10 protein-coding genes and 2 pseudogenes are annotated in these 14794 nt (G+C 62.3%); 9 read left to right on the plus strand and 3 right to left on the minus strand.

The features are described 5' to 3' along the window. Positions 1–60 precede the first annotated feature (60 nt). The 6 genes from HAQ05_RS24710 (at position 61) to HAQ05_RS24735 (ending at position 7272) form a co-directional block, all read left to right on the plus strand. Positions 61–1209, plus strand: a complete 1149-nt coding sequence (locus HAQ05_RS24710) for a glycerate kinase (protein WP_190425980.1) — start codon at positions 61–63, stop codon at positions 1207–1209. A 209-nt stretch (positions 1210–1418) separates the two neighbouring features. Next, a complete protein-coding gene (locus HAQ05_RS24715; RefSeq protein ID WP_190425981.1) occupies positions 1419–2156 on the plus strand; it encodes a molecular chaperone in 738 nt (245 codons plus the stop codon). Positions 2157–2203: 47 nt separating this feature from the next. Then, positions 2204–2671, plus strand: a complete 468-nt coding sequence (locus HAQ05_RS24720; RefSeq protein WP_190425982.1) for a CS1 type fimbrial major subunit — start codon at positions 2204–2206, stop codon at positions 2669–2671. A 69-nt stretch (positions 2672–2740) separates the two neighbouring features. Continuing rightward, positions 2741–5263 (plus strand): TcfC E-set like domain-containing protein, encoded by a 2523-nt coding sequence (locus HAQ05_RS24725; RefSeq protein WP_190425983.1) that lies wholly within the window; start codon positions 2741–2743, stop codon positions 5261–5263. A 4-nt stretch (positions 5264–5267) separates the two neighbouring features. Next, positions 5268–6038, plus strand: coding sequence for a molecular chaperone (locus tag HAQ05_RS24730; protein ID WP_190425984.1), 771 nt, complete (start codon positions 5268–5270; stop codon positions 6036–6038). A 58-nt stretch (positions 6039–6096) separates the two neighbouring features. Then, positions 6097–7272 (plus strand): hypothetical protein, encoded by a 1176-nt coding sequence (locus tag HAQ05_RS24735; protein WP_190425985.1) that lies wholly within the window; start codon positions 6097–6099, stop codon positions 7270–7272. Between the two features lie 216 nt (positions 7273–7488). Here HAQ05_RS24735 and HAQ05_RS24740 read toward each other — a convergent pair whose 3' ends face one another. After that, a complete protein-coding gene (locus HAQ05_RS24740; RefSeq protein WP_190425986.1) occupies positions 7489–8964 on the minus strand; it encodes an MFS transporter in 1476 nt (491 codons plus the stop codon). A gap of 160 nt (positions 8965–9124) precedes the next feature. Here HAQ05_RS24740 and HAQ05_RS24745 point away from each other — a divergent pair. Beyond that, a pseudogene (locus HAQ05_RS24745) lies at positions 9125–10339 on the plus strand (carbohydrate porin). A gap of 32 nt (positions 10340–10371) precedes the next feature. Then, positions 10372–10507: pseudogene (locus HAQ05_RS29555) on the plus strand (IS66 family transposase); the annotation flags it as partial. Between the two features lie 118 nt (positions 10508–10625). Here HAQ05_RS29555 and HAQ05_RS24750 read toward each other — a convergent pair. Continuing rightward, positions 10626–11342, minus strand: coding sequence for an SDR family NAD(P)-dependent oxidoreductase (locus tag HAQ05_RS24750; protein WP_190425987.1), 717 nt, complete (start codon positions 11340–11342; stop codon positions 10626–10628). Between the two features lie 132 nt (positions 11343–11474). Between HAQ05_RS24750 and HAQ05_RS24755 the strand changes: the two genes are divergently transcribed. After that, positions 11475–12410, plus strand: a complete 936-nt coding sequence (locus tag HAQ05_RS24755; protein WP_190425989.1) for a LysR family transcriptional regulator — start codon at positions 11475–11477, stop codon at positions 12408–12410. Positions 12411–12577: 167 nt separating this feature from the next. Here HAQ05_RS24755 and HAQ05_RS24760 read toward each other — a convergent pair whose 3' ends face one another. Beyond that, positions 12578–14482: an AAA family ATPase gene (locus HAQ05_RS24760; protein WP_190425991.1), complete on the minus strand. Its 1905-nt coding sequence runs from the start codon at positions 14480–14482 to the stop codon at positions 12578–12580. Positions 14483–14794 lie beyond the last annotated feature (312 nt).

Consider the following 14794-nt stretch of genomic DNA (forward strand, 5'->3'; position numbering starts at 1 on the left):
CAGCCCAGGGCGCGGCGCTCAGGGGCGTGGCAGCATGGGCCATCGAACAAGGAAAACCCTATGAAGATTGTGATCGCGCCGGATTCGTTCAAGGACAGCCTCAGTGCCGCGGCGGCGGCCCAGGCCATTGCCGAAGGCGTGGCCGCGGCGTTGCCCCACGCGCAAGTGGTGCAATGCCCGATGGCCGATGGCGGGGAGGGCACGTTGCAGGCCATCGTCGCCGCCAGCCAAGGTGAGCTGCGCACGCTGCGCGCCCATGGCCCGCTCAGCGGCACCGTGCAGGCGCAATGGGGTTGGTTATCGGCCAACCGTACAGCCGTTATCGAGATGGCCGAGGCCAGTGGCCTGCAGTTGCTACGGCCCGAAGAGCGTGACGCCTGTGCCAGCACCACCCTGGGTACCGGTGAACTGGTGCGTGCCGCCCTTGATGCGGGTGCGCGGCATATCGTGCTGGCCATCGGCGGTAGCGCCACCAACGACGGCGGCAGCGGCATGCTCCGCGCCTTGGGCGCACAATTCTACGACAATGAAGGCCAGCCCTTACCGTTGGGTGGGGCCGCATTGGCCCGTTTGGGCCGGCTCGACCTCAGTGGGTTGGACCCGCGCTTGGCGCGGGTAAAGGTCGAGGTAGCCGCCGATGTCGATAACCCGCTGTGCGGCGCGCACGGTGCTTCCCATGTTTTTGGCCCGCAAAAGGGCGCCGACCCTGCGCAGGTAGCGGTATTGGACGCGGCGCTGGGGCATTTTGCCGACCATGCCGCCCAAGCATTGGCCCGTGACCTGCGTGATGAACCCGGCAGCGGCGCAGCTGGCGGCGTGGGCTTTGCCGCCAAGGCGTTTATGCAGGCCAGTTTCCGCCCAGGTGTCGAAGTGGTCGCTGAGCTCGCTGGCTTGGCCGAGGCAGTGGAGGGTGCCGCGCTGGTGATCACCGGTGAAGGGCGCTTCGATGCCCAGACCTTGCGCGGCAAGACGCCGTTCGGCGTGGCCCGTATCGCCCGGGCGGCCGGGGTGCCGGTGATAGTATTGGCCGGTACCCTGGGTGAGCACTACCAAGCGCTTTATGCCCACGGCGTGCAGGCGGCGTTTTCCCTGGCCAGCGGGCCTATGACCCTCGACGATGCTTGCCGCGAAGCCCCCCGCTTGCTGCGCGAACGCGCCGGCGACATCGCCCGCTTATGGGCGCTTGGCCAAGCCGCACACCGGGCCTGACGCCACAGGGCTTGACCATGGCCGCCGCTCGGCGGCCAACCACTGGCCGCCAAGAACGCCACTTCGGCGCGAGAATTTCAGCTTCGCCTCTTTCTACGGTCTGTAGGACCTTTCCAAACTCTTTTGGGAATATTCGCTAAAGCGTTTCCGCTTGCTCCTCCCGATAATGCGCACCCCTAAACGGTTACCCATTTTCACGGAGGCATGCCATGAAAGCTGTGTTTGCGTTCGCCGCCACCTTGGCATTACTGCCTGGCGTCGCCTTGGCGGGCCCACAACTGGGCGTAGGTAAATTCAACGATTACCTCGATGCCGGAAAGTCCACCTACACCAAGCGCATTTACAACAGCGGCACCACTGCGGCGTTCGTCAAGGTGCGGGCCTGGGAGTTGGTTGCCCAAGCAGACGGCACGTACCAGGAAGTGCCCCTGGACGATGCCGCCGCCGGTGGCCAGCGCGATCTGGTGGTGAGCCCGGCGCGGTTGATTATCCCGGCCAATGGCATGCAGACCGTGCGCTTTGTGTTCAATGGCGAACGTGCCCACGAGCGGCTGTTTCGCCTGCGTTTCAACCCAGTGATGCCCGAGGGCCGGAGCGATTTCGCCCTCACCGCCGAAGAGGCGCAAACCTACGCACAATCCCTGCGTGCCGGTGTGCAGGTGATGGCCGGCTACGGAACGCTGCTGTACGTGAGCCCCAAAAATGCCCGCCACGAGATCGCCATCGAGCAGGGCGCCACCGGCTTCTCCGTGCGCAACACCGGCAATGCGACAGCGGTGCTGGACCTGCTGCAGCGTTGCGACGCCGGCGGCAGTTGCGCCGAACCCGGGGCCGCGATAGTGCGTCCAGGGCACACGAAGCACTTCGAGAAGCACTCGGCCGAGGTGTACCACTTCAAGCACCAGCAAGGCGATGGCCAGGCGCGGCGCTATGAAATCAAGGGCTAAGCCCTTGCCCCTTTATCGCAGTAACATTCACGCAGTGGAGCTTCACCATGAAAAAAATCTTTCTGGCCCCCTTAGCCCTGGTTCTCGCTAGCCAGGTGGCCATGGCCGATCCGATCACCAAAATGATCACCGTGACCGCAAGCATTCCGACCAGCGACTTCAAGGTACTCGACCCGACAGGTTGGACCACCCGCCCGGTGCAAATGGGTGTAGGCATGGATGATAAGCTGCTGCCAGTGACCGGTAACTTCCTGTATGCCAAGGCCGTCGCTAACACGGTAACCGCCAAGCTGGACCCCCCCGCGCAGATCACCGGTGGTGGCAATACCATCGCACTGGCCGTCAGCGTCAATGGTAAAGCCGTGACCGTGAACACCCCGGTGACCTTGCTGACTGAAACAGAAGCCGCGGCTGGCCAAAACATGCCGGTGGAGATTTCAGCCACCAGTGGTACCCAACCGGCAGGCGAATACTTCGGAATGATCAGCATGACCTTCGAAAACGCCGCGCCTTAAGCCACGGTTCTCACCACGACGGGCCATCAGTGCCCGTTCGTTTGTGCCATTCGATAGGAAGGTTTGTACGTGTTCGCACTCAATCCGTTGCGGCTGGCCATGGCGTGCGCGCTCGGCTGGCTCACCGCGCCAGCGTTGGCCGGGGCTGGGGCGCCCGTCATCGCTGGGGGCCTGTTGGAACAGGCCAAAGGGTTACCCGCTGAGTTCAGTGAGTATTTCTTCGACACCCCCTTGGCGGTACGGGTAGAGCTCAACGGTAGCTACCTAGGCGACGCCATGCTGATGCTGGGGCGCGACAACACCGTACAGCTGCTCAAATACAACGACTTCGGCGAATCCAGCCTGGGCGACGATGACCGTACCCGCTGGCTGGCTGCGCTGGCGCAACCCTTTCCCTTGGGCAGCTGCGAGCAGGCGTGCCCTCATGATCTGATCGCGCTCCACTACAGCTTGGAGCGCTCGCACTTGTCGATTCTTACCCGTGAGGCCGAGAGCGACCCTACCGAGCAACGCTTTTATCGCCCCCCCGAGACCAGCCGTGGGGTGCTGCTCAACAACCAACTGAACATTGCCGGCAGCGAGTCACAGATGTACGGCACCTACCAAGGCACCGTGACTGCCAGCCTGGGCCAATGGACCGGGGTTGGCCAAGGGCAGCTCAACCGTAGCGCGGGTCACGGTTACAGCAGTGACGATTACCGCCTTGGCAGCCTTTACGCCGACCACGTGGCTGGTGAACGTTTTGTACGCTTGGGCTACTTCAACCCCAGCACCCAGGGGCTGAGCCGCGAACCGCGTACCTTGTCGGGCCTGCCGCAAAGCACCCTGGGGGCGATGTTCGGCAGCAGCGACACGTTGCTGATTCACAGCGACCAGCCCAGTGCCACCCCGATCTATGTGACGCCTAACCGCCCGGCCACGGTGGAGGTGTACCGTGCCGATGCATTGATCCACAGCGCACCCGTGGAAGCCGGGTTGCAGGCGCTGGACACGCGCAAGCTGCCGGGTGGCATCTACAGCGTCGAGGTGCGGCTGGTCGAAGACGGCCAGGTCATCGAAACCCGCGAAGAGCTGATCTACAAGCCCACGAACTGGCGCGACAGTAGCCGACGCTGGCGTTACAACGCTTACCTGGGTAAAGGCCATGAGCTGTTGAGCAGCCAACGTTACAGCAACCGTGATGAAGGCTTCAATGCCGGGTTGATCGGCAACTACCTGTTGCACCCTCGGGCGATTCTGGGCGCATCGCTGGAACAGCTCGACGGCACCAAACAATATGGCCTGTCGCTAGACTGGACGGCCACCGAGCAACTCAGCGGCTATGCCAACCTCTCTCGCACCGAAGGCCGCGGCAATGGCCTGGACCTACAGGCGGTGTACCGCTACACAAGCGGTAGCATAATCGCTAGCCATAATCGCACTTGGCTCTACACCCATAGCCTGGGCCGTGACCTGCCGGCCTTCGTCGCGCCACGCTACATTCGGGAGGTGAAAGACACCCAGCAAAACGCCCTGAGCTGGCAGCACCAGGTGACCCACCGCGGCTCGTTCAATGCACGGCTGACCCACAGCGACGGCGCCGTCAATGGCGTGGGCGCGGACTTATCCTGGCTGCAGCGCAGCGAGCTGTTCGGCTCCGATGCTACGTGGCGAGCCTCGCTGTTCGACCGGCCGGGCACCCTGGGCAGCGCCAACAGGCGCAACCGGGGCATCGACCTGAGCCTGTCCATGCAGTTGGGCGCTAAAGGTAACAGCTTATACGGTAGTCTCGGCAGCCGCACCGCCCGCGATGGTAGCCGTGAGCAAACCGTGTCGGTGAATTACGAGCATCGGGTAGACGGGCCGGTGCTCAAGAGCGTGACCGGCACCCTGGACCACGACAGCTACGGCGTTGGCCTGGGCGGCCGGGCCAGTTTCGAGAGCGCCGTGGCCAGCGGCGATGCCTACGTGCAAAGCTCGTCGTATAACGGAGAATTGGGTGGGGGTTTGAACCTCTCCAACACCGTGGCCATGGCCGAAAGGGGCATGGCCATCGCAGGCTCCCGTGGCGAATACCCATCCGGCATGGTCATCGATGTTATCAGCGATGCGCCCGGCGTGGAGCTCAAAAGCCTTGATGGTGAAGGCCTGCAAGGCACGTTGCGGGCTGGGCGCAACCTGGTGCCGGTCAGTGCCTACAAACCCGGCAAGCTCACCTTCGACACCGAGGGTGACGACGGCGAGCCGATCAGTGTGCAGCCGCGGGTTGCCAGGTATCACCTTAACAAAGGTGGTGTCGCCTACCAGCAAGTGCGGATCATGCGCACGGTCACCGTGGTCGGGCGCCTACTCGACTCAAGGCAAAAAGCATTGCCGGGGGTTATCGTGGCCAACCATGCCAGCCGCAGTGTGACGGAGGCCGACGGCTTCTTCGCCGTGGAAATGAGCCAAAGCACACCTGCCCTAGAGGTGCGCCAAGGTACGCGCAGTTGCCTGGTGGAGGTGGACATGGCGCTCGCCCAACGTGACAACAACGTGCTGCTGGTCGGCGACCTGACCTGCGACCCGCGTGAGGTAGCCGATGCGGCCATCGCCCCGAACCACGGAGCCTAAGCCGATGAAGCGCAACCCTTGGCGGCTGGTGGTACTTGCCGCTACTTGCGGCGCGGCCCTGTCGGGCGCCACTGCAGCAGCGGCGATGCCGGTGGCCCCGGTGGGGCCGAGACTGGTGCCTGGCGCGCTGGTCGATACATTGGCTGCCGGGCGCTCCAGCATGGTCAAACAACTTGGCAATACGGGCCAGTTGACCGCTTTCGTTCAAGTGGAGCTGGCGCAGGTTACCTTCACGGCGGATGGCCAAAGCCACGAAGTACCTCTGCCGGCCGATGGAATGCTGCGGCCGTTGTTGGTCACCCCGGCGCGCTTCATTCTCCCCGCCGGCGGTAGCCAATTGATGCAGATGATCTACCGCGGTACCCGCGAGCAGGAGCGCTACTTTCGCCTGCGCTATAGGCCGGTGGCACCGCGAGCCGGGGACGTATTCGCCGCCACAGACGAAGACCTGACCGCTTATGGCAAGGCCTCCCATGCCGGAGTGCAAGTGCTCCACGGCTACGGCGGGGTACTGATCGTGAGCCCCGAACACCCGTATTACAACACCCAGCGGGTGCCCGGCGCGAATGACCTGGTGCTGAGCAACCAGGGCAATAGCAGCGTGATCCTCGAAGGCCTCAGGCGATGTGACCTGAAAACGGCCGCTTGTGAGATGCCCCAAACCGTATACATCCGCCCAGGGCGCAGCCATGGCCTAGAGAAGGCCGCCGGCGAACAGTGGCGCTTTGAGTTGGTAGAAGGCAAAACGCGCCACGCGCTGCGCTACCCCGAGTGATCGCCCCGCCTCGCTTGAGAGGTAATCCCCACGCATCGAACTGCAGAGAACCGAACACATGAACCGAAAAAAAACCATGGCGCTACTTCCAGGCTTGGCCCGCCTAGCCGCCGGTGCGCTATTGCTGGCGAGCGCGCCAATGGCGCTGGCCGAAGTGGTCGATAAGGAGGCGTGGACACCCACCACAGCGACCTATGTCAACATCGGTAATGATCCAGCCTGCGGGAATTCGTCCAACGGTTGCGCTGGCTTCGATATACAGTACAGCCGAATCGTCGCCTTGGGAAATGGCGCGGACGCCGATCGTACGCCACGATTTGCCCTTCCCGGTATAAAAAGAATCACCTTCACGTCGGACACCGGAAGTTTCAATATGGACTTGAAATTTCAGGCTACCGTGACTCAGCAAAGCTGGACGGCAGAAACCGATTCGCTGGGTTCCCGCTCTGATCCGCAAACTGACTGGAACATTTGGGCGTGCGTTTTGCAGTACATGCCGCCGAACATGTTAAAGCTCGACCCCAATACTACGGGGCTATGCTCCGTATCGAGGTTAAACCCACCGGTTCAACCGTCGGCCGATGAAGAGATCAGTTACAAAATCACGGTTGGCATTTCTCCCTATCTTCGCGTGCCCTCCGCGGGTATCGCTCCTGGCATTTACGAGGGCACACTCATCCTGACCGCGGGCGAAGCCGGCGATATCGCCCTTGGCCCCGGAATGGTCTCGCCACCGCCAAGCGTTTTCGAGGTGCGCTTCAAGCTGACCATCCAGAAGGATTTCGAATTGGTCTTCGAAAACGACCTCAGTGTGGTGGCGCTTGCCCCTCCGGGCGGCAAGGCAGAATGGGACCGTTGGCAGGCGGGTGGCGCGGTGCCCAGCAAATTGGTGAACTCTTTACCCTTTAACTTGCGGGTAGCCAGCAACGGCACGCGGGGTACGTTCAGCTATCGCTGTGGCACGGTGGCCGCGAACTCGCTATGTGCCTTGACGCGCACTGGGGGCACTGAACAGGTGCCGGTAAAAGTAGGGTTCAGTTGGCTAAACGGCGCATCGCCCATAGGCCCAAGCGATGGCACCCCGGTCGGTACCGGAAAGGACTTCCGATATACCTTCGAAGCTTTCAGCCGTGGGGCGGTAGAGTTGGAAACCACCGCTGTCACCGACATGGTCAAATTCCCTGGCAGCATGTGGGAAGGGGATATCACCGTGATGTTCGACGTGCAGATTTAAACGACAGGGTGGCGAAAAGGCACAAGTTTTAGTGGTGTGATCGTTCAAACAGTACGCGCCTCGCCACCAGGCCACGTTTGGCTCCCTCGCGGCCGGTGCTTGCTGGTTGAGTCGCCCGCCGACCCAGCGCGACAGCTCGATCGCGCTGGCGGCGAACATGGCGCCCCCCGTTCGAAAACACATCGCGCCCTGAGCAACCCATGCCGCCATGGGCCGTTAAGCGGCCTGCGAAAGCGGCTGCGCGACCTTCTCCAGCGCCTGGCGTTCGGCCGCCACGCCCCAACGCGCCTGCACCAGCCCCGCGCCGACCATCAGCGCGGCGCCGAGCAAATACCCGACGAACACATTAAAGCGGTCATGGCTTTCAATCAGCGCGCCGAACAGGGTAGGGCCGATGATCCCACCCAAAGCCGTACCGAAGGCATAGAACACCGCAATGGCCAGCGCGCGGATTTCCAGCGGAAAGGTTTCGGCGACCGTAAGGTACGCCGAACTGGCTGCCGCCGAGGCAAAAAAGAAAATCACCATCCATGCCGCGGTTTGCTCCACCACCGTGAACACCCCCCGCGCAAACAAGTAGCCGCTGGCCGCAAGCAACACGCCGGAAAGCACGTAGGTGAGGCTGATCATCACCTTGCGCCCCACCACGTCGAACAACCGCCCCAACAACAATGGCCCGCAGAAGTTACCCAGCGCAAACGGCAGCACATACCAGCCGACGTGCGCCGAAGGCACACCGTAAAAGTCAGTGAGCACCAGCGCGTAGGTGAAGAAAATCGCGTTATAGAAGAATGCCTGGGCCGTAAGCAATGTCAGGCCCACCAGCGCCCGTTGGCGGTGCACCTTGAACAATGAATTGAACACCTCCGCCAACGGCGTGTGGTCTCGTGAATGCAGGCGCAGGGGCGGTTCATTCAGCGGCGCCAGTGTATGCCCAAGGTCGCGAAACCGTCGCTCGATCTGCTCGACGATGCGCAAGGCTTCCTCCGGCTGGTTGTGAATCAACAACCAACGTGGGCTCTCCGGCACCCACAAGCGCATCAGCATGATCACCAGGCCCAACGCCGCACCGATGCCGAAGCACAACCGCCAACCCAGGTCACCACTGGCCACGTCGGGGTTGAGCAGCACGATCGAACCCCCCGCGCCGAGGGCTGCACCCACCCAAAAGGTGCCATTGATGGTGAGGTCTACCCAGCCGCGAAAGCGTGCCGGGGTGAATTCCTGGATGGTCGAATTGATCGCGGTGTACTCACCACCAATGCCAGCACCGGTCAGAAAGCGAAACAGCAAGAAGCTCCACAGGTTCCAGGAGAACGCGGTAAGCGCGGTGGCGCCGATATACAAAAACAAGGTGATGAAGAACAGCTTGCGCCGGCCCAAGCGGTCGGTGAGCCAGCCGAAAAACAATGCGCCTAATACCGCCCCGGCAATGTAGGCCGTACCGGCCAGGCCGATGTCGGCGTTGTTCAGGTGCAGGGCTGGGCTGTCCTTCAGGGCGCCGGATACGGAACCGGCCAACGTCACTTCCAGTCCGTCGAGCAGCCAAGTAATACCCAGGGCCATCACCAGCAGTGTATGAAACCGCCCCCATGGCAGGCGGTCGAGGCGGGCGGGCAGGTCGGTTTCATAGATCCGTTGCGCCGTGTCACCGTGTTCTGCGGCAGCCGAAGGCACTTCCCGCGTGGTCATGGCGTACTCCTTGTTGTTCTGGCCTACGTTTCTGAATCGCGGCCTACCCAGGGAGTTCCATTGAAACGGCACGCGTACGCTGCGTTGCACTTTTTCCGTTCGTCGAGGTCGTTTTTTTGCGACGCAAACGACCATGCAGCAGCGAATTAAGGAGAGCGTGATGTTACTTCACCGCAAAGCAGGTCTGAGTGTGTTGCTGCCCGTTGCCATGGCGGTGCCCATAGGTGCCCAGGGCTTGGAGTTCAACGGCTATGGGCGCGTGGGCACCGCCGGAGCTACCAGCGGCGGCACCCAGCAGTGTTTTCAACTGCCCGGTGCGCCGATGAAATACCGCTTGGGCAACGAATGCGAAACGTATTGGGAGTTGGAGCTGACCCAAGACCTTTACCGAGGCGATGATGGCACCGTTTTGCGGGTAGGGGGCATGGCCAGCTTGTACGAGCCCTATAACCATTTCCCCACCTTTTTAGATGACGACGGCCGTGTACGCCTGCCGCAGCTATGGGCAGGGCTGCAGTCGCCGCTACTCAATGGCGGCACGTTCTGGGCGGGGCGGCGTTATTACAAGCGCCACGACATTCATATCGGCGACTTCTACTATTGGAACCCTAGCGGCGAGGGTGTGGGTATCGAGGATTACAAACTGGGCGGTTACCTGTTCAGCTATTCGGTTACCCGCGAAGACACCACCGACCAACCGCACAAAGCCACCCGCCATGATTTCAACGTGGGCAACTGGCAGGTTAATCCCAACGGCTTTTTGGAGTTGGGCGCCAGCTACATCCAAAAAGCCGGGCAGGTCGAGGGCAGCCACAGCGGGTGGTCGTTGACGTTGGAGCACAACCAGGAAAAATTCTTCGGTGGCCAGAACCGTTTCGTGGTGCAGTACGGCCAGGGGCCTGGCACCGGGTTGGGGCAAACCGGTGAACTGACCGCCTCACGCGATACCACCACGTGGCGGGTGCTGGAGTCGCCGCGCTGGCAGGTTACCGATAATTTCAGCGGCCAGTTGCTGGCCGTGGTGCAGAAAACCAAGGCCCCCAACGACCAGGGCTCGACCTAGACATCGTTCGGCGTGCGCCCGGTATACGCCTTCACTGAGCACTTCAAGCTGGTGGCCGAATACGGCCACGACCAGATTCGCCCAGACAGCGGCGGCAAGCGCAAACTTGACAAGTTCACCATCGCGCCTACGTGGAGCGTCGGCAAGGGGTTTTTGACGCGGCCGGAGGTGCGCTTGTACTACACCTACGCGAAATGGAACCGTGCCGCGCAATTGGCGGCCGATGACGGCACGGCGTTGTCGGACACCGGGGCCTATGGTTCGGCGTTGCATGGGTCTAACGCGGGTGTACAGTTGGAAACGTGGTGGTAACCAGGCGCCAGCCTGAACGGGTGCGCCGCTGGGTGATGGTGGCGAAGTTCGCTGACCGCTTGCCGCTGTACCGGCAGGAGAAGAGCTTGGCCGCTATGGGCCGAAGATCGCTCGCTCGGGGCTGGCGCAATCATTGAACAAACTCGTGCGCAGCGCCAGCCTCTGGTCGGCATTTGAGCGGTCAAACGGCGGTCCTCAATACCCGTCAGTGTCATTGGGTATCCCGCTTAGCAGCGATGTATTCTCGCTGCAGCCGACATCAGAGCAGCGGTGTACGGCCAGGTATTCACCAGGGGATGGTTTTACCTTCGCGGTTGACGTACCGCAGGCCCTGTTTTCCTTGAAGCGAGAGGAGCGTACGGACAATTTCCGGAACGGTTTCTTCGAGGCTGAACGGGGCGCTTGGCCCTCCTAGCGCCGTACGTATCCATCCTGGCGCCATCAACACCCATGCGCGCGGATCTTCGGCATGCCGTGCGGCATAACTGCGCATATACATATTTAGTGCTGCCTTGCTCCCGCGATACACCTCGTGGCCACCTTTCTCATTATTGGTGATGCTGCCTTGTCCCGACGACATGACGCCGATCAGGCCGCTCGGAGGCACCAGGCCTTGCAGGCGTTCGATCACGCGCATCGGGCTCAGCGCATTGGTGATCATGATTCGAACGAACTCGTCCGTCGACACTTCTGCGATGGTTTCATCCTGGTTGGCATTGGCGGTACCGGCATTCACGAACAGCACATCGAAACACCTTGCGCAAAGGCGTTGGTACAGCGCTTCGATTTCATCCGGTTGGGTTATGTCGAGGGGCTCGATCTCGACACGCCCTTTGTGTTCGGCTGCTAGATCATGCAGTGCTGTCCTGGCCGTGCCGCGAATGGTACCGACGACGCTCCACCCATTTTGCAAAAACTCTGCGGCCATGGCGTGGCCTAGACCCCGAGACGCGCCGATGATGAGAACGGTACCGGCAGTGGTGGTAAACGCATCGTTAGACATGATGCCTGGCTCCCTTTGCCCTTAAGGTGCCTTGACTATAGGGAGGCGCCATAAAAAGCGGTAGGCGCAAGGGAATCACAATATAGTTGCAGACAACGCCCTGTCAGGCGGCTCTACTTCAGCAGGTTTCCTATGAGCGACGTTGATCTGAATCTTCTCATGGCGCTTGACGTGTTGCTTACAGAATGCAGCGTGACCCGTGCTGCCGACCGGCTGAGCTTGAGCGCCTCGGCCATGAGCCGCACGCTGACTCGCCTGCGTTCGGTGACCGGCGACCCGTTGCTTGTACGCGCCGGGCGGGGGCTCGTACCGACGCCCCGCGCCGCGGAACTACGTGATCGGGTGCACGAGTTGACCCGTGATGCCCGGGTGATTCTACGGCCGCAGGTAAGTGAGGTGGACATCGCCTCCGTAGAAGCAACGTTCACTGTCCGGGCGAGTGAGTCATTCATGGAATGGCTTTGCGCCCCAGTCGTGACGGCGGTCAATCAACTAGCACCCGGCATCCGCCTAAGCTTTGAAACCAGGCCCGGTAAAGATGCACAACCGCTTCGCGACGGCTTGGTTGATTTGGAAATCGGTCGGCTTGGCACATCCGCACCAGAGATTCGTACCCGGTTCCTGTTTCAAGACGCATACGTCGGCGTCGTTCGCATCGGGCACCCGATCCTAGCCAGTACGCCGGTGACGCTTGAGCGCTTTGCTGCCTTCAACCACGTTGCAGCGTTACAGGAAGCACATGCAATTGAGCCGCTCAATCGCGTACTGGCGGCCATGGGTTTGAAAAGGAATATCACCGTGTTAGTTCCGGGATACCCCGATGCAATGCGGATCGCCCGGCGATCAGAACTTATCGCCGTAGTGCCGGGCTCCTGTTTGGGCAACACTATTTCTGGCTGCCCCCCTGCAGGGCTCGTAAGCGTTGCCCTGCCATCGGCTGTCCCCTCGTTCAATATATTGGCCATGTGGCACCCTCGTATGGACGCCGATCCCGTACATCGCAGCCTAAGGAACACCATAATCGCTCTATGTCAGCAGGCCTATCCTTATGAGGTCGTTGATGGGTAGACAGGCTTGCCCAATCGCTATGCCCGGGTGCTCAGGTGGGTGCAGTGGCCGGCCGCTTACGGCGGGGTGGGTCAGGCGAGCACCTCGGTGCCGGGGGGCGCGTAAAGCCAGGCTGGGCGGTAAGGTAAAGCGCCGGTTTAGCGGGCAGCGATGAACACCCAGCGGCCTTACCGACGTAACGGCTTTGGCCGCTTGGCCAGCAGCGAGTGCAGCAGTTCTTCATGGTTGGCCGGCAAAAACAGTTCATCGCGCACCCGCGTCATGGCCGTGTAGAGCAGGGCCAGTTGCCGTGGCAATTCCCGGTCGGAATGCAGCGGGCCACCGGCGTAGAGGTCGTCGGCCAGCGCCAGTGAGGGGAATTCAAAATTGCGCACATCACGTACCAAGGCCACCCGGTAGCCTTCGCTGCTGGCCAGTTGCGCCGGGGCGAGCAGGCTGTACCAAGGCTTGAGGTGGCGGTGGTCGTGTTGGCCGGCCAACCACTGTTCGATACGCGCAAAGCTGGGGTCTGCGGCCTTGGCTCGGCGCAGTTGGTCCCAACTGCGATAACGCGCAAGCTCGGGCCGGTTGGAGCGGACATCGCTACGAAACAACCTCCCGGCATCGGGCACCAGGCTTAGTAATTCATCCGGCCCGCTGGCCACCACTTGGCAATGGATGCCTGCATGGGCCAGGCGTGTTACCCACTGCCAAAGCCCCCAGTGGTCCTTTACCAGGATGAGCGTCGGCCGTTGTGGGATGCCCAGGGCGGGGTAGGGGCACACCTGGGTATGCCGGGTGCGGTCGCCCTCGAAGGGCAGATCGAGACTGCCTGGGTAGGCGTCTATCAAGGGGTTCACCAGGTCTTGCAGGGCGGTGCCGGCTCGCAGTGACAGGCGCATGTCGCGATGGCGAATGGTTGCCGCATGGCTTACGGTGACCCCCGCCAGGTTTTGGTAACGGTCCCCCAGGGTGATCACCGCCTGCGGGCTGCGGTCGAGAATCTGCACCATGGGCGCGGTCAGGTCATGGCCTTCATCGATCAGCACGTGGCTGTAACGCTCGTCGATCACTTCCCGGGCCAGCGCCATGCGCTTGATCCAATGCGCGCTGCGGATGGGCAGGGTAACCCCTGCTTGCGGCGGTTGGAACAAGGCGTCCCACAGCCGGCGGGCGTGGTGCACCAACAGCAAGCGCGCAGGTTCCTCCAGCCATTGGTAGGCCTTGGGGATGTGCGCAAGGTCCAGCAGCCCATGGCTGGAGGCACAAAACTTTACCACCGTGCCGCGGCAGATAGCCGCCACCTGGGCCGGGCTGTACGGGTATACCTCGGGCAATGCCAGCGCCTGGGCCACATCGGCGGTGGTCATGCTGTACTCGGGGCGGCTGCGGTACGGGGCGAATGCCCAGCCCAGTGAGCGCTCTACGCTGGCGGCGGCCAGGGCCAGGAAGGTGCTGGTGGCTGCCTGGGGGAAACGCCGGCGAATGGGTGCCAGTTTAGCTTCGGTGTCAGCCAGGAACAGGCAGCGGCCTGCGCCCAGGTGATCGAGGATGGCCGCCAGCAAGTGGGTTTTGCCGGTGCCGGCGTGGGCCTGGGCCTGCACCGAGTCGCCGGGGTTGGCCTGCAGTGTTTGCAACAGCCGGTTTTGGTGGTCGCTGACGCGCACACGCACGCCGGTGGGGCTGGTGAAGGTATGGCGCAGTGGCGTTTCGCGCTCGGCAAAGCGTGCGGCATAGTCGAAATCCCAACTGCCGTCGGCCAGCAGGTAAGCCTGGCGGTCAACGCTGGCCTGGTCCATCAGGCCGATAGCGCAGCCACCGGATACCATAAGGCCGTGGCCGAACGCGCCGGCATCGAAAAAAACGGCCAGGGTGCGTTCGAGCTGCGAAGGCGGCTGGCGCAGCAGCCCGGCGAAATGGCGCTGTAACATCAGCGGTGCCGGGCGCTGCAAATTCAGCGTGGGTAAATGCTGCAAAAACAGCACTGCCGCGGTTTCGCAACGCGACAAGCGCTGCTCGGCAAGCGCAGCGCCTTGTGCCAAGGCAGTGGCGAGTGCGTCGCTCAGGGGCAGATACCAGGCAGGGGCGGTCACGGGCCGGTTACTCACACGTTCAAAGGTGCACATGGTGCAGAGCGAACGGCCCCGGGGCAAGGTGGTAGGGGCGGTTTAATCACATCCAGGTGGTCAAAACATGCTGGGCTGCCCCCGCCGTGGCCGCTGGGCGCTGGGGCAAACCGGGTTCGGTTTGGCTGGGGGCGCCAGCGGCGCTGCTTCAAAACGAGAAGGTTTCGCCCCGCGGTGCCGGCGGCTGCGGCCGCCCCTCGGCGCTTCGCAGGGCGTCATCGCGGCGCCGTCGCTCGGCTGCAACGGCCTTGCCGGCGATGGCCTTGCGCACGGCGGCGG

The organism is Pseudomonas typographi (assembly GCF_014694385.1).
Taxonomy (GTDB): domain Bacteria; phylum Pseudomonadota; class Gammaproteobacteria; order Pseudomonadales; family Pseudomonadaceae; genus Aquipseudomonas; species Aquipseudomonas typographi.